Source organism: Streptomyces sp. NPDC058308, from assembly GCF_042880275.1.
In the GTDB taxonomy this organism is placed as follows: domain Bacteria; phylum Actinomycetota; class Actinomycetes; order Streptomycetales; family Streptomycetaceae; genus Streptomyces.
The window spans coordinates 198583-212747 of record NZ_JBHVZA010000005.1 but is presented as its reverse complement, the minus strand read 5'-3'; the positions used below and the strand labels follow the sequence as shown (position 1 = coordinate 212747).

The window sequence follows — 14165 nt, the reverse complement described above, 5'->3', positions numbered from 1 at the left end:
TCGCCGTAGAGATCACTCATACCGTCCAGCATGCCCACGCGCAGGCCCCTCGTGACCACCCCGCCCCACCCGTTTTTTCACCATCCGGACGGGAAGATTCCCAACTCGGTCGACAACTCTCCTATAGTGATCCCCTCTTGAGCAGAGTGTGTCGCTTCCGATCGAGGACCCCGATTGATGACCGCGCAACCCCCCATAGCGCGCCCCGGGACGGAGCACCCTCCGCTGCGTCCCACCGCTTTCGTCCTGCTGACCTGCGCCGTGCTCACCGCGGCGCTCACCGGAGCGGCCGTGGCCCTCGCGCCCGCCTCCGTACGCACCCCCCTGGCCTGGGGATCCGGCGCCGCGGCCGCCGCGCTGACCGCCGCCGTGACCCTGGCCTTCCACACCGTCCGCACCAACTCGCTGCTGCGCCGCCGCGTCGAGGACGTCCAGGAGTACGCCGGACGCCTCGTACGGGAACAGGCCGCCCGCACCGAGGAGTCGGCCCGTGAGCGGACCGCGCTCACCGAGTATTTCGCCCGGGAGCGCAGCGAACTGACCGTGCGCGCCCGCCGCGCCGAGTCCGAACGCGCCGCCGCCCTCGCCGCCTGCGCCAACGCCGCGGGCCGCATGCAGGCCCTGGCCACCGGCATGCTCGCCGACCTGCGCGACATGGAGGGCAGGCACGCCGACGAGGACGTCCTCACCGACCTCCTCCACCTCGACCACCGTACCGCGCAGGCCGGCCGCATCGCCGACTCCGTCGCGGTGCTCACCGGCGCCCGCTCGGGCCGCCGCTGGGCCCGGCCCATCGTCATGGAGTCGATCCTGCGCGGCGCGATGGGCCGCATCGGCGGCTATCAGCGGGTCCGCGTCCACTCGGCCAGCGAGGTCGCGGTCGCGGGCCACGCGGCCGAGGGCGTCATGCACGCCCTGGCCGAACTCCTGGACAACGCGACGAACTTCTCGCCGCCCACCTCCGAAGTGCACGTCTACATCGAAGAGGTGGCGGCCGGCGTCATCATCTCCGTGGAGGACAGCGGCCTGGTGATGGGCCCCGTGCAGCTGCGCCGCGCCGAGCACGCCGTGTCCGGCGAGACCAAGGGCCTCGGCGGCCTTTCGGGCACCCGGCTCGGACTAGCGGTCGTCGGCAGGCTGGCCCGCAAGCACGGCCTGACGGTGTCGTTCCGGCCGTCGGCGCGCGGCGGTACGGGCGTACTCCTGCTGGTACCGCAGGAACTGCTCTCCCGCCCCTCGGAGACGACCCCGACCCCGGCCCCGGCATCCCTGCCGACTGCGACAGCCCTCCCGGCACCCGCGAGCGCGCCGGAGGGGACGCGGGGGGATGTGCGCACGGAGCACCGAGCCGATGCCGACGTCCAGGAACTTCCGACGCGGCGCAGGGATGGCGAGTACGCACATCCCCCCGCGGCCCCGCACCCACGGACGAACCCCGGGCGCCCGGCCTCAGCCACCCCCGAAGCCCCCGAAACCCCCGACGCCCCCGAAGCCCCCGCCGCCCCCCTCCCCAAGCGCCCCCGCGGCCGCACCCTCGCCGCCGCCGAGCGGGCCCGCGCCGACAGCGACACCGGCGAGACGCAGATCCGGCCGCGCGCCGCCACCGCGGCGAGCACCGCGGCCCGCTTCAGCAGCTTCCGTCAGGCCGTCCGCCCCTCTCCGTCGGACTCCTCCGGTCCGGCCGAGGACACGGACGCCACCGCAACTCCCCCGCACCCGGAAGGCGAGACCCCCCGATGACCACCGGCACCACCCCCGGCACCACCACCGACGAAAAGCTCACCTGGCTCCTCCAGGGCCTCCTGGAGCGCACCCCGGGCGCCCGCCACGCCCTCGTGCTCTCCCGGGACGGCCTGAAGCTGTGCCGCACCCCGGAGCTCTCCGTCGACCAGGCCGACCAGCTCGCCGCGATAGCCGCCGGCATCCAGTCGCTCTCGCACGGCGCGTCCGCGGAGTTCGGCGACGGCAGCGGCGGGGTCCGCTCCGCGATGGCCGAGTTCTACGGCGGCATCCTCTTCATCGTCGAGGCGGGCGAAGGCGCGCACCTCGCCGTCATCGCCGCCGAGGACGCCGACGCGGGCCTCGTCGGGCACACCATGAGCGAGCTGGTCGAGCAGCTCGGCGAGCACCTGCGCGCCGCGCCCCGCTCGGACGACGGCCCCCGCACCGCGCCCGCCTCATGAGCCGCCCCGGCCGGGACGACTCCCCCGACCGGCTGTACACCCTCACCGGAGGACGCAGCCGGTCGGCGCCCGACACCCCCTTCGACCTGGTGACCCTCGTCGTCGCCGAGTCCGGCCCGGTCCCCGGCATGCAGTCCGAGCACGCCGCGATCCTGCGCCTGTGCCACCTGCCGACGGCCATGGTCGAGGTCGCCGCCGAGCTCGGCCTTCCGGTGAGCATCACCCGCATCCTGCTGTCCGACCTGCTCGACGCGGGCCGGATCAGCGCCCGCCACCCGCGCGCGGCCGCCGACCACAGCCTTCCCGACCCCGACATCCTGGAGCAGGTGCTCGTTGGACTCCGCAATCTCTGAACGCAGCGCTACCGGGGCCACCCGAACCGAACTGACCGCCACCGCGGACAACGGCTTGAAGATCGTCGTGGTCGGCGGCTTCGGCGTCGGCAAGACGACGCTCGTCCGCTCCGTCAGCGAGATCCGTCCCCTCAACACCGAGGAGACGATGACGCAGGCCGGGCAGGGCATCGACGAGACGGGCGGCCTCGACGGGCTGCGCGGCAAGACGTCCACGACCGTCGCCTTCGACTTCGGCCGCATCACGCTCGACGCGCACAACATCCTCTACCTGTTCGGCGCCCCAGGGCAGGAACGCTTCTGGTTCCTGTGGGACCGCCTCTTCGCCGGCACGCTCGGCGCGGTCGTCCTCGTGGACCCGCGGCGCATCGAGGACTCCTGGTACGCGATCGACCGCCTGGAGCACCACGGCACGCCGTTCATCGTGGCCCGCAACGACTTCGGCGGCTCCCCGCACACCACCGAGCAGCTGCGCGAAGCGCTCGACCTCGACCCCGGAGTACCGCTCGTCGACTGCGATGCCCGCTCCCGGCAGTCCAGCAAGGACGTGCTGATCACCCTCGTGGAACACCTCCAGACGCTGTACGCGGCCCAGCGCAACGCCTCCCAGGAGAACACCCAGTGACCTGCCCCGTTACCGGCGCCGGCGGCGCGCCCGTACCGCTCTCCGGCCCACGGTTCGCCACCGAACCCACCCAGCTGTACCGGGAGATGCGCCGCGACCACGGCCCCGTCGCCCCTGTCCTCCTGGACGGCGACATCCCGGCCTGGCTGGTGCTCGGCTACCGCGAACTGCACCAGGTCACCGGCGACCCGGTCCTGTACAGCCGCGACTCCGAGCTGTGGAACCAGTGGCCGAACATCCCCGCCGACTGGCCGCTGCTCCCGATGATCGGCCACCGGCAGCCGTCGATCCTCTACACCGTCGGCGAGCGGCACACCCGGCGCGCCGCGATGATCGCGCACGCCCTCGAAGAGGTCGACCCCTTCGAACTCAAGGCGCACGCCGAGCAGTTCGCGGACGAGCTGATCGACCGCTTCTGCGGAAAGGGTGCCACGGAGATCGTCGCCGAGTACGCGATGCTGCTCCCGGTCCGCGTCCTCGCCCGCATCTACGGCTTCTCCGACGAGCAGGGCCCCGGCCTCGTCACCGCCATGAACGACATGATCGACGGCCGCGAGCGGGCCCTCGCGGGCCAGCAGCACCTGGCCGGGTCGATGATGCGGCTCATCGCCGACAAGCACGCGGAGCCGGGCGCCGACGTCGCCTCGTACATGCTGCGGACGCAGGCGGCCGACGGCGAACTGGGCTTCTCCGACGAGGAGATCGCGCAGGACCTGATGGTGATGATGGCCGCGGGCCACCAGCCGACCGCCGACTGGATCGGCAACTCGCTGCGCCTGATGCTCACCGACGACCGGTTCGCCGCCTCCCTGTTCGGCGGCCGGCACAGCGTCGCCGAGGCCATGAACGAGGTCCTGTGGGAGGACACCCCCACGCAGAACGTCGCCGGCCGCTGGGCCTCGCGCGACACCCAGCTGGGCGGCCGTCGCATCAACTCCGGGGACCTCCTGCTGCTCGGCCTCGCCGCCGCCAACTCCGACCCGCAGGTCCGCACCGACGGCTCGGCGCTGACCGGCGGCAACAGCGCCCACTTCTCCTTCGGCCACGGTGAACACCGCTGCCCGTTCCCCGCCCAGGAGGTCGCCGAGGTCATCGCGCGGACCGCCATCGAGGTGCTCCTCGACCGCCTGCCCGACCTCGACCTCGCGGTGCGGGCCGACGCCCTCACCCGCCGCCCGTCCCCCTGGCTGCGCGGCCTGACAGACCTGCCGGTGAGCTTCACGCCGACCCCGACCTCAGTGTTTGGAGATCTCAGATGACGCGCATCGCCCTGGACCCGTTCGTCACCGACCTCGACGCGGAGAGCGCACGGCTGCGCGCGGCGGGCCCGCTCGCCGAGGCGGAGCTGCCGGGCGGCGTACCGGTGTGGGCGGTCACGCACCACGCCGAGGCCCGCCAACTGCTCACCGACAAGCGGCTGGTGAAGGACATCGAGGTCTGGGGCGCCTGGCGGCGCGGCGAGATCCCCGCCGACTGGCCGCTGATCGGCCTCGCCAACCCCGGCCGCTCCATGCTGACGGCGGACGGCGAGGAGCACCGCAGGATGCGCACGCTGGTGGCGCAGGCGCTGACACCGCGCCGGGTGGAGCGCATGCGGGACCGCATCGCCGAGCTGACCGCGGCCCTCCTCGACAGGCTCCCCGAGGGCCCCGGACCCGTCGACCTGAAGGCGGAGTTCGCCTACCCCCTCCCCATGTACGTCATCAGCGACCTGATGGGCATCGACGAGGCGGACCACCCGCGCCTGAAGGTCCTGTTCGACAAGTTCTTCTCCACGCAGACGCCCCCGGCGGAGGTCGTCGCGACGCTCGGCGAGCTCGCCGCGATGATGGGCAAGGTCGTCGCGGCCCGCCGCACGGAGCCCGGCGACGACCTGACCAGCGCCCTGGTCCAGGCCTCCGAGAACGGCGACCACCTCACCGACGAGGAGATCGTCTCCACGCTCCAGCTGATGGTCGCCGCGGGCCACGAGACGACGATCTCCCTCATCGTCAACGCCGTCGTCAACCTCGCCGCCCACCCCGGCCAGCTCGCCCTGGTCCTCGCGGGCGAGGTCGGCTGGGACGCGGTGATCGAGGAGACCCTGCGGTACGCGACCCCCACCTCGCACGTCCTGATCCGCTTCGCCGCGCAGGACGTCCCCGTCGGGGACAAGGTGATCCGGCAGGGTGACGCGCTGATCGTCTCGTACGGCGCGATAGGCCGCGACGAGGCCGCGCACGGCCCCACGGCAGGCGACTTCGACATCACCCGCACGTCGCCGACCCGCCACATCTCCTTCGGCCACGGCCCCCACGTCTGCCCCGGCGCGGCCCTCTCCCGCCTGGAGGCGGGCGTAGCCCTCCCGGCTCTCTACGCCCGCTTCCCGAACCTGCGCCTGGCGGTCCCGCACGAGGCCCTCCGCAACAAGCCGGTGGTGACGCAGAACGACTTGTACGAGCTGCCGGTCCGGCTGCGCAGCTGATTCCAGCGCCCCTCGGTGGGCATTCCAGCGCCCCCCGGCGGGCATTCCAGCCCCTCCGGCGTTTGAGGAGCGGGGTCCGGGGCAGAGCCCCGAGTCGTCCACCCCGGGTGGGCCAAGGATCTCAGCCGACGGACACCACCAAGACGGCACGCCCCGAGCCGCTAGGCTCCCCCCGTGGCTGAGATCCAGATTCCCGCTGACATGAAGCCCGCCGACGGCCGTTTCGGCGCGGGCCCCTCCAAGGTGCGTACGGAGGCGCTGGACGCCCTGGCCGCCACCGGCACCTCCCTCCTCGGCACCTCCCACCGCCAGGCCCCGGTCAAGAACCTGGTCGGGCGCGTGCGCGAGGGCATCAAGGACCTCTTCTCCCTCCCCGAGGGGTACGAGGTGATCCTCGGCAACGGCGGCTCCACCGCGTTCTGGGACGTGGCGACGCACGGCCTGATCGAGAACAAGTCGCAGCACCTCAACTTCGGCGAGTTCTCCTCCAAGTTCGCGAAGGCGTCGAAGCTCGCCCCGTGGCTGGCCGAGCCGACCGTGATCGCGAGCGAGCCGGGCACGCACCCCGACCCGAAGGCGGAGGCGGGCGTCGACGTCTACGCCTTCACGCACAACGAGACCTCCACCGGCGTCGCCGCGCCGGTCAAGCGCGTCGCGGGCGCCGACGAGGGCTCCCTCGTCCTCGTGGACGCCACGTCCGGCGCGGGCGGCCTGCCGGTCGACATCGCGGAGACGGACGTCTACTACTTCGCCCCGCAGAAGTCGTTCGCCTCGGACGGCGGCCTGTGGCTGGCCGCGTTCTCCCCGGCGGCGATCGAGCGCGCCGAGCGGATCCACGCGTCGGGCCGCCACGTCCCGGAGTTCTTCTCGCTCCCGACCGCGATCGACAACTCCCGCAAGAACCAGACGTACAACACCCCGGCGCTCGCCACGCTCTTCCTGCTCGCCGAGCAGCTGGACTGGATGAACTCGCAGGGCGGCCTGGAGTTCACGACCGGCCGCACGGCCGCGTCCTCGCGCACGCTGTACGGCTGGGCCGAGGAGTCCAAGTACGCGACGCCGTTCGTCACGGACCCGGCGAAGCGGTCGCAGGTCATCGGGACGATCGACTTCGCGGACGAGATCGACGCGGGCGCTGTCGCTAAGGCGTTGCGGGCGAATGGGATTGTCGACACGGAGCCGTACCGGAAGCTGGGCCGGAACCAGTTGCGGGTCGCGATGTTCCCGGCGATCGACCCGGCGGATGTCGAGGCGCTCACCAAGTGCATCGACTACGTGATCGAGAAGCTCTAGCAACTCACCGCGCGACCAGCCGCGGATTCGTCGTGACTGGTCGCGCAGTTCCCCGCGCCCCTTACGGGGCGCACCCGGAGCTCAGCGGCTCAGGCCCCTGAACCTCCGTACCGCCAGCGGCAGGAACACCAGCGAGATCGCCACCGGCCAGACCATCGCCATCAGGACCGCGTGCTGCTCGACCCAGGTGTCGCCGCCCGCGCCGGGGTTGCCGAAGAGCTCGCGGGTTGCCGTGCCCGTCGACGAGACGGGGTTCCACGCGGCGACCGGGGCCAGCCAGTCCGGCATGAGGGACGGTGCCACGAAGACGCTGGAGATCATCGTGAGCGGGAAGGCCACCGCGTACAGGCCGCCCGCCGCCTCCGGGCTCGGCACGACAAGGCCGAGGTAGACGCCGACCCAGATCAGGCTGAACCGCAGGAACAGCAGCAGTCCGAAGGCGAGCAGGGTGTCGGGCACGCCCGCGCTGGAGCGCCAGCCGATGGCGAGCGCGGTCAGGGCGAGGATGGTCAGCTCGGCGCAGGCCACGACGAGATCGGCGAGGCCGCGCCCCGACGCCACGGCGGAGGGCGCCATCGGCATCGAGCGGAAGCGGTCGATGACGCCCTTCGTCGCGTCCGTCACGACCCCCATCGCGGTGTTCATGAACCCGAAGGCCATGGTCATCACGAACATGCCGGGCATCAGGAACTGCTTGTAGTCGCCGTCGTCGCCGCCTGGCACCTTCATCGCCTCGCCGAACACGAAGCCGTACAGCAACACGCTGATGATGGGGAAGCCCAGCTGCCAGGCGATGGTGACGGGCTGGCGCCGGAAGTGGGTGAGGTAGCGGCGCGTGACGTTCCAGCCGTCGGCGAGGGCCCAGAAGAGGCGTCCGCGCGAGGGGGCGGTGGTGAGGGTGACGCTCATGCGGCGGCCTCCGTCGCGTGGATCTCGCCGGTCAGGCGCAGGAACACGTCGTCCAGGCTCGGCCTGCGCAGTCCGATGTCCTCGACGGCGATGCCCTCGTCGCGCAGGGTCCGCGCCACGTCCGTGAGGGCGGCGACGCGGTCGGTCACGGCGCCCTGCACGCGGCGCTCCAGCTCGAAGGTGACGGGTTCGCCGTCGCAGACGCGGGCGACGGTCTTCACCGCGGCGGGCAGGTCGGCGGCCTCGCGCACGACGACGTCGAGGTGGCTGCCGCCCACCGTGTTCTTCAGGCCGTCGGGGGTGTCGTCGGCGATGGCCCGGCCGCGGTCGATGACGGTGATGCGGGAGGCGAGCCGGTCGGCCTCCTCCAGGTACTGGGTGGTGAGCAGGACGGTCGTGCCGCCCGCGACGAGTTCCCGCACGGTCTCCCAGACCTCCTGGCGGCTGCGCGGGTCGAGTCCGGTGGTCGGCTCGTCGAGGAAGAGGACGGCGGGCGCGAGGATCATCGAGGCGGCCAGGTCGAGCCTGCGCCGCATGCCGCCGCTGTACTGGCCCGCGCCCTTCTCCGCCGCGTCCCGCAGGTGGAACTGCTCAAGGAGTTCCTGGGCGCGCGCCGCCGCGCGCCTGGCGCCCAGGTGGAAGAGGCGGCCGAACATCTCCAGGTTCTGCCGTCCGGTGAGGATCTCGTCGACCGCCGCGTACTGGCCGGTGAGGCCGATGCGGCCGCGGACCCGTGCCGGTTCGCGCGCCACGTCCGCGCCGGCCACCTCGGCGCGGCCGCCGTCGAGCCGGACGAGGGTGGCGAGGATGCGTACGGCGGTGGTCTTGCCCGCGCCGTTGGGCCCGAGGAGCCCGTGCACCGTGCCCCGTTCGACGTGCAGGTCGAAGCCGTTCAGGGCGTGTTTCTCCCCGTACCGCTTCACCAGCCCCTCGGCGACCACCGCATAACCGTGCCCGTTGCCGTCTCCGTGTCCGCTCTCGTGCCCGTTCATCGCTGCCCCTTCCCGAACCAACCGCCGCGAACGACCCCACTGGGTACGCCGTACCCAATGGAGAGTACACCGTACTCAGTTTTTACGGGTACACCGTACCCAGTTCCGGTCCGCACGATTAGGCTGAGCGCCATGACGAGCACCAACGGCGGCGACGACCGGCGCACCGGCAGCGACATCACCCGCAGCCTGGATCTGCTCTGGGGCGAGGGCGCACGCCCGGCCCGGGGCCCCAAGCCGGGGCTCACCCTGGACCGGATCGTCACGGAGGCGGTGCGCCTGGCGGACGCCGAAGGGCTCGCGGCGGTCTCCATGCGCCGCCTCGCCACGGAGCTCGGCACCGGCACGATGTCCCTGTACCGCTACGTCCCCGGCAAGGGCGATCTGGTCGACCTGATGCTGGACCGCGTGCACACGCCGCCCGAGGAGGACGGGCCCTGGACGGGCGGCTGGCGCGAGGGCGTCGAGGCGTACGCCCGCGAGACCCTCGTCCTCTACCGCCGCCACCCCTGGCTGCTCCACGCCAACCAGGCCCGCCCGGTGCTCGGCCCCGGCTCCGTCGGCGGCCTCGACCGCACCCTGTCCCGGATCAAGTCGATGGGCCTGACCGACCCCGAACTGGTCGGCGTGATCGTCATGACGGAGGGGTACGTCACCGGGGTCGCCCGCACCCAGGTGCACGAGGCGGAGGCGGCGAAGAGGACCGGCCTGACGGACGAGGAGTTCTGGGCGGCGCAGGCGCCGACCCTCGACCGGATCATGCGCAGCGGCCGCTACCCGGCCCTCGCGCACCTCTCCGACGACTCGTTCGGCCCGGACTTCGACCACTTCGAGTTCGGCCTGCAACGCCTCCTGGACGGCCTGGACGTACTGGTGGCCCGGCGCGCCCGGGAGCGGTGAGCCGCCGGGCCCCGCCGGTCACCTGCCGCCGCGCCGCCCCAGCCGCTTCAGGCCGAACACGGCGAGCAGCACGGCCCCGACGACGACGGCGCCCGTCTTGAGGCTGCCGCTGAGGAACGGATCGTCGTCACCCTCACGGGCCGTACCCCCATTCCCCGAAGAGGAGTCGGCGTCCCCGCTGCCGCCTCCGCCGGGCGCCTCGACCGGCTCCACCTCGCTCTGCGCGCCCTCGCTGCCGTACATCAGGGTCGTGCCGTCCAGGGTGTACGTGACGGACTCGCCCTGCCGCTGCAACGGCACGCTCAGCCTGCCCTTGCGCTGCGGCTTCTTGCCGTCGCCCTGCCATGCGTACCAGACGCCGCCGAAGTACCCGCGCAGCGCGAGCTGTTCGCCATTGGGCGAGAAGGCGCCGTCGGTCACCCACAGGTCGACGTCGGAGACCCGCCTGAAGACGTTCGTGCCCGAGGCGGACATCCGCTCCGGGCTCTCGTAGAGGCCGCCGCCGTCCTCGTTCTTGCTCACGATGTAAATCCGCCCGGTCTTCGGGTGGACCATCATCGCCTCGGCGTCCCGTGCCCCGTCGGCGTACTTGACGACGTACTGGGTGGCACGGACCGTCTGGTTCGTGAGCTGCTTCGGCTCGGGGAGCTTGTAGATCCAGACGTTCTTCCAGGTGCCGTTGAGGTTGTCGCCGATGTCGCCGACGTAGATGTTGCCGTCGCTGCCGACCGAGATCGCCTCGACGTCGCGCGGGGCGCCCACGCCGGTCATCGTGACGGTGGCGACCGTCTCCCCCGTCCTGGAGTCGACCGCGTACAGGAAGGCGCCCTTGTCCTGGTCGTTGTGGGTCCAGTAGATGCCGGGGTGGGCGCGGGAGGCGGCCAGGCCGCTGGACTCGACGATCCGTGGATCCTTGATCGTGAACCCGTCGTGGCCGTCGGCCGCGGCGGGTGCGGCGGACACGCCGGACACCGCCGTGGCGAAGACCAGCACGGCACCGGCAGCGAGGACAGACGGAACAGCCCGAAGCGAACGCATGCGCCCAAGCGTGCCATCCGCGCTCCCGTGCGGAGTGCGCAGCCTCACATCGCAGGGGCGGGGCGCGATCCGGGATGATGTCCGGATGCTCAGGTTCATGTTCGTCGGCGACTCGATGACCATCGGAAGCGCCGGGGAACGCACCTGGCGCTACCGGATGTGGCAGCACCTGCGCGACACCCTGGGCCCCGAGGGCGTCGCCGTGGTCGGCCCGCGCACGGCCCTCTACGACAAGGCGGCGGGAGAACCCCGCTCCCACGACTACGCCGACGCTCCCCCGGATTTCCCCCGCAACCACCTCGCGGGCTGGGGCGAGGGCTGGCAGCACCTGGCCCCGCGGATCGCCGACGCGCTGACCCGCGACCCCGCCGACATCCTCCTCATCTCGCTCGGCCTGATCGACCTGGGCTTCTACACGAACGCGGAGCAGACGGCGCGAAACGTCCGCGCCTTCGTCGAGGCGGCCCGCTCGGCGAACCCGCACATCCGGATGGTCCTGCTCCCCGTCATCCCCAACATCCGGGCCGAGTCGGACGCGCCCTTCGCCACCGAGGTGGCCCGCTTCAACGAACTCCTCGCGAAGACGGCCGCGGACCTGGACACCCCCCGCTCGCCCCTCCTCCTCGTCTCACCCCCGCCGTCGTACGACATCCACGTCGACACGTACGACGGCACGCATCCGAACGCGTCCGGCGAGCTCAAACTGGCGTCGGCGTTCGCGGAGGCCCTGTCCCAGGCGTGGGACATCGGCGGGCCCTGCGCCACCCTCAGAGCCTGTCTTTGAACCCCCGCGCCTGTCTTTGAACCCCCGCCTGCGCAGCGGAGCGCGAAGCGGACTGAGCCGTCAGGCGCCCGCGTCGGCCAGGCGGTCACGCCAGGGCAACGGCTGTGTGCGGCGGTCTTCCTCCGTGCTGGAGGAGGCCCTTTCCGCCCGGCACCGACCGCATCGCGTCTCCTCGCCCAGGGGCCGGAAGACGTGCTCGGCACCCGGCCCCGCGCAGGTCATGAGGCCGGGCCTGCCCGTGACCGCCGGAGAGGGCATCGCCCCCGCGTGGGCCGGGAGCTTCTGCACCAGCCGGTGCCGTACGAATCCCACCGCCGACCGGACCCCGCCCGGAGGCAGCCCGGCTGCCAGCGCCTTGCGGAGGTCACCCGTCGACACGCCCCGTCGCAGCCACTCCGCCGCCGTCCCTGCCAGGGCTCTCGCCTCCCGTACGCCCAGCAGCAGGTCCCGGTTCACGTGGCGGAGCGACAGCAACACCCGTTCGGCCTCGGCCAGTTCCGTGCCGGCCGCGGGCTCCGGGTCTTCGGGCGGGGGGGTGGGGAAGATTCTTCTCCCATTGTTCTTCCGGGTAAGAGCCGCCGGGTTCCCGCGTCCCCGGCCCGCCGACCGTCGGTGCCTGCGCAGTCGGTGACGGCCCGTCTCCGACCCGGGCCCGCCCCGCCTCCTCACCCGTCAGGGTGACGTTCGCCAGGAGCTGTTCCGTGACCCAGCGGCCCCGCTCTCCCTGCCAACGCCACGCGTGCAAGTAGCCGGATTCCTCAAGGAGTTGCTTGGCCCGCTGGTAGGCGCGGCCCTTGATGCCGAGCCGCGCCGCGTGTTCGCCGAGCGATCTGGCGGAGGCGTCCGCCTCGGAGAGCCCCTGCACGTACAGGAGCAGGATCTTCGCGTCGCTGTTCAGGCACTGATGCCGTACGACGTCGTGCGAAGCCTTCGTGTAGCGCCGGTTGGGCGCGATAGCATGCCGAAGCATCCCGGTGGACCTCTGATCCATTCGGTGGTGAAGGTCCTCGGGCGGTGTTGCTAGCACCTCCGGGGACCGCCCCATGTCCGGCCGGACACAGAGCGTGACGATGCGGTCACCGTACCGCACGTTTAGTCGTCTCGTGCAACAAATCACCCTCCACGAACGGGACTTCACTCGTCGGGCGTGACCTCCAGTCGAGCGGCCACGTGTAGCCGTCCAGCGCGGGCACGCCCACGTACGCGAGGCTCCCCGCGCTCCGGCCCAGCGCCCGCGCACCGACCGGCCAGGCGTACGACTCCGCTGCCTGCGGGGGCAGCAGGAAGTAGAGGTAGCGCCCGCCCGTCGCCTCGCGGACGATCGGGCCCGCGCGGAAATCCGTGAACTGCATCAGGTCGTACGCGACTTGCTCGCCGAGCGCGCCCTCGATCCGTACCGCGTCGAAGTGAATGCCCGCGTGCCGCAGGGCATGGCCCGTCGCCGGAATCCAGTCGTGGACCCTGAGTGATGAGGTTTCCGAGTTCATGCAGCAGATGCTGTCGGGCGCTCACATACTGTGACCAGGGATTCGCAGGCGTCGTGCTGCGCTGTGCACTTGGGGAGGGCGTTGTGCACTTCGGTGAACGAGGGTCGAGGTCGTTCGGGGCGCTGTTGCGGTTCTACCGCGAGCAGGCCGACTTGACGCAAGAGGCGCTGGGCGCACACGTCGGCTACTCCAAGTCGCAGGTGGCGATGGTGGAGCGTGGGGAGCGGCCCCCGAAAGGGAAGCTGGTAGAGCTCGCGGACAAGGTTGTGGGTGCACACGGGGCACTACTCGTGCTCGCGGAGAAAGAATTCGAGCAGAGCGGGCTCCAAGAGTGGACAGAGGACTTTCTGGAGCACGAGAAGATGGCGCTGTCCATCTACTCCTACCAGGACCATGTGATGCCAGGGTTGCTGCAAACCGGGGATTACGCGCGAGCCGTATTCAACTGCGTGCACCCACCCCTGGACGACGACGAGCTCGACAAACGGGTGGCCAAACGACAGGCGCGGCAACAACTCTTGACACGCAAGCCTGCGCCCGTGCTCAACTTCATCGTGGAGCAGAGTGTCCTGACTCGCCCGTTGGGCGGCAAACCTGTGCTTAAGAAGCAACTACACAGCTTGGTCGAGTTCGGGAAGCTTCGAAACGTCGAGATCCAAGTCATGCCCCACGAGAGGCAGATCCACACCGGCCCGATGAGGCCCATGATCCTGCTTGAGACGGCTGAGCGACGACAGCTCGCCTACATCGAGGGGCACATCGGCGGCTACTTCGTCAGCCAACAGCCCGACTTGGGCAACCTGCAAGGTAAATACGGGGCTCTCCGCACTCATGCGCTCACCCCTGAGGATTCCGCACAGCTAATCGAGAAAGTGGCAAGCGAACTATGAGCAACGAAACGACTTGGTTCAAGAGCAGCTACAGCCTCGGGGACGGCGAGTGCCTGGAAGTCGCCGCCACCCCCGCCACCATCCACATCCGCGACTCAAAGCTGAACCCCACCGGCCCCACCCTCCAGATATCCCCGGCCACCTGGACCACCTTCCTCACCCAGGCCACCACTCTCGGCTCGACGCGGCCGGGTGGCTCGGCGGTTCGTGACCGGACGTGACCTCGGCTCCGTGCGTATCGTTGTAC

At 71.2% G+C, this 14165-nt stretch carries 16 protein-coding genes; 11 read left to right on the top strand and 5 right to left on the bottom strand.

The window, feature by feature from the left end:
- Positions 1 to 177: 177 nt before the first annotated feature.
- The 7 genes from ACFVYL_RS10040 to serC all read left to right on the top strand — a co-directional run bounded on the left by ACFVYL_RS10040 (position 178) and on the right by serC (position 6918).
- The gene (locus tag ACFVYL_RS10040; protein WP_389714267.1) at positions 178 to 1740 is read left to right on the top strand and encodes an ATP-binding protein; all 1563 of its coding nucleotides are present in this window, start codon (positions 178 to 180) and stop codon (positions 1738 to 1740) included.
- A complete protein-coding gene (locus tag ACFVYL_RS10035) occupies positions 1737 to 2183 on the top strand; it encodes a roadblock/LC7 domain-containing protein (RefSeq protein ID WP_389714266.1) in 447 nt (148 codons plus the stop codon). Before ACFVYL_RS10040 ends, ACFVYL_RS10035 begins: the two co-directional genes overlap by 4 nt.
- Complete coding sequence (locus tag ACFVYL_RS10030; protein WP_389714265.1) at positions 2180 to 2536, top strand: DUF742 domain-containing protein; 357 nt, start codon at positions 2180 to 2182, stop codon at positions 2534 to 2536. Before ACFVYL_RS10035 ends, ACFVYL_RS10030 begins: the two co-directional genes overlap by 4 nt.
- The gene (locus tag ACFVYL_RS10025; protein WP_389714264.1) at positions 2517 to 3161 is read left to right on the top strand and encodes an ATP/GTP-binding protein; all 645 of its coding nucleotides are present in this window, start codon (positions 2517 to 2519) and stop codon (positions 3159 to 3161) included. The genes ACFVYL_RS10030 and ACFVYL_RS10025 overlap by 20 nt, the downstream gene beginning before the upstream one ends.
- On the top strand, positions 3158 to 4420 hold the full coding sequence (locus ACFVYL_RS10020) for a cytochrome P450 (protein WP_389714263.1): 1263 nt from the start codon (positions 3158 to 3160) through the stop codon (positions 4418 to 4420). The genes ACFVYL_RS10025 and ACFVYL_RS10020 overlap by 4 nt, the downstream gene beginning before the upstream one ends.
- The gene (locus tag ACFVYL_RS10015; RefSeq protein WP_389714262.1) at positions 4417 to 5625 is read left to right on the top strand and encodes a cytochrome P450; all 1209 of its coding nucleotides are present in this window, start codon (positions 4417 to 4419) and stop codon (positions 5623 to 5625) included. The genes ACFVYL_RS10020 and ACFVYL_RS10015 overlap by 4 nt, the downstream gene beginning before the upstream one ends.
- Positions 5626 to 5799: 174 nt before the next feature.
- Complete coding sequence (gene serC / locus ACFVYL_RS10010) at positions 5800 to 6918, top strand: phosphoserine transaminase (protein ID WP_389714260.1); 1119 nt, start codon at positions 5800 to 5802, stop codon at positions 6916 to 6918.
- A gap of 81 nt (positions 6919 to 6999) precedes the next feature.
- Here serC and ACFVYL_RS10005 read toward each other — a convergent pair whose 3' ends face one another.
- The gene (locus tag ACFVYL_RS10005) at positions 7000 to 7827 is read right to left on the bottom strand and encodes an ABC transporter permease (protein ID WP_389714259.1); all 828 of its coding nucleotides are present in this window, start codon (positions 7825 to 7827) and stop codon (positions 7000 to 7002) included.
- The gene (locus ACFVYL_RS10000) at positions 7824 to 8819 is read right to left on the bottom strand and encodes an ATP-binding cassette domain-containing protein (RefSeq protein ID WP_389714257.1); all 996 of its coding nucleotides are present in this window, start codon (positions 8817 to 8819) and stop codon (positions 7824 to 7826) included. Before ACFVYL_RS10000 ends, ACFVYL_RS10005 begins: the two co-directional genes overlap by 4 nt.
- Before the next feature lie 132 nt (positions 8820 to 8951).
- On the opposite strand from ACFVYL_RS10000, the gene ACFVYL_RS09995 reads away from it, so the two are divergent.
- Positions 8952 to 9719, top strand: coding sequence for a TetR/AcrR family transcriptional regulator (locus ACFVYL_RS09995; protein WP_389714255.1), 768 nt, complete (start codon positions 8952 to 8954; stop codon positions 9717 to 9719).
- Positions 9720 to 9737: 18 nt separating this feature from the next.
- Here the strand turns inward: ACFVYL_RS09995 and ACFVYL_RS09990 are convergent, their stop codons facing one another.
- Positions 9738 to 10757 carry a WD40 repeat domain-containing protein gene (locus ACFVYL_RS09990; RefSeq protein ID WP_389714254.1) on the bottom strand — a complete coding sequence of 340 codons (1020 nt, stop codon included), beginning with the start codon at positions 10755 to 10757 and terminating at the stop codon, positions 9738 to 9740.
- Positions 10758 to 10842: 85 nt separating this feature from the next.
- Here ACFVYL_RS09990 and ACFVYL_RS09985 point away from each other — a divergent pair, with 85 nt between their 5' ends.
- Positions 10843 to 11541 carry a GDSL-type esterase/lipase family protein gene (locus ACFVYL_RS09985; RefSeq protein ID WP_389714253.1) on the top strand — a complete coding sequence of 233 codons (699 nt, stop codon included), beginning with the start codon at positions 10843 to 10845 and terminating at the stop codon, positions 11539 to 11541.
- 60 nt (positions 11542 to 11601) lie between these two features.
- Here the strand turns inward: ACFVYL_RS09985 and ACFVYL_RS09980 are convergent, their stop codons facing one another.
- Both ACFVYL_RS09980 and ACFVYL_RS09975 read right to left on the bottom strand, forming a co-directional pair.
- Positions 11602 to 11997 carry a hypothetical protein gene (locus ACFVYL_RS09980; protein ID WP_389714252.1) on the bottom strand — a complete coding sequence of 132 codons (396 nt, stop codon included), beginning with the start codon at positions 11995 to 11997 and terminating at the stop codon, positions 11602 to 11604.
- 620 nt (positions 11998 to 12617) lie between these two features.
- The gene (locus ACFVYL_RS09975) at positions 12618 to 13028 is read right to left on the bottom strand and encodes a hypothetical protein (protein WP_389714250.1); all 411 of its coding nucleotides are present in this window, start codon (positions 13026 to 13028) and stop codon (positions 12618 to 12620) included.
- An 83-nt stretch (positions 13029 to 13111) separates the two neighbouring features.
- Here ACFVYL_RS09975 and ACFVYL_RS09970 point away from each other — a divergent pair, with 83 nt between their 5' ends.
- A complete protein-coding gene (locus ACFVYL_RS09970; protein WP_389714248.1) occupies positions 13112 to 13918 on the top strand; it encodes a helix-turn-helix domain-containing protein in 807 nt (268 codons plus the stop codon).
- A complete protein-coding gene (locus ACFVYL_RS09965; RefSeq protein WP_389714246.1) occupies positions 13915 to 14139 on the top strand; it encodes a DUF397 domain-containing protein in 225 nt (74 codons plus the stop codon). Before ACFVYL_RS09970 ends, ACFVYL_RS09965 begins: the two co-directional genes overlap by 4 nt.
- Positions 14140 to 14165 lie beyond the last annotated feature (26 nt).

Coding starts and splice junctions, on each gene's coding strand:
- ACFVYL_RS09995 (WP_389714255.1), top strand. CDS start 8,952: ATGACGAGCACCAACGGCGGCGACGACCGGCGCACCGGCAGCGACATC.
- ACFVYL_RS10030 (WP_389714265.1), top strand. CDS start 2,180: ATGAGCCGCCCCGGCCGGGACGACTCCCCCGACCGGCTGTACACCCTC.
- ACFVYL_RS10035 (WP_389714266.1), top strand. CDS start 1,737: ATGACCACCGGCACCACCCCCGGCACCACCACCGACGAAAAGCTCACC.
- ACFVYL_RS10005 (WP_389714259.1), bottom strand. CDS start 7,827: ATGAGCGTCACCCTCACCACCGCCCCCTCGCGCGGACGCCTCTTCTGG.
- ACFVYL_RS09965 (WP_389714246.1), top strand. CDS start 13,915: ATGAGCAACGAAACGACTTGGTTCAAGAGCAGCTACAGCCTCGGGGAC.
- ACFVYL_RS09985 (WP_389714253.1), top strand. CDS start 10,843: ATGCTCAGGTTCATGTTCGTCGGCGACTCGATGACCATCGGAAGCGCC.
- ACFVYL_RS09975 (WP_389714250.1), bottom strand. CDS start 13,028: ATGAACTCGGAAACCTCATCACTCAGGGTCCACGACTGGATTCCGGCG.
- ACFVYL_RS10040 (WP_389714267.1), top strand. CDS start 178: ATGACCGCGCAACCCCCCATAGCGCGCCCCGGGACGGAGCACCCTCCG.
- ACFVYL_RS10015 (WP_389714262.1), top strand. CDS start 4,417: ATGACGCGCATCGCCCTGGACCCGTTCGTCACCGACCTCGACGCGGAG.
- ACFVYL_RS10000 (WP_389714257.1), bottom strand. CDS start 8,819: ATGAACGGGCACGAGAGCGGACACGGAGACGGCAACGGGCACGGTTAT.
- ACFVYL_RS09990 (WP_389714254.1), bottom strand. CDS start 10,757: ATGCGTTCGCTTCGGGCTGTTCCGTCTGTCCTCGCTGCCGGTGCCGTG.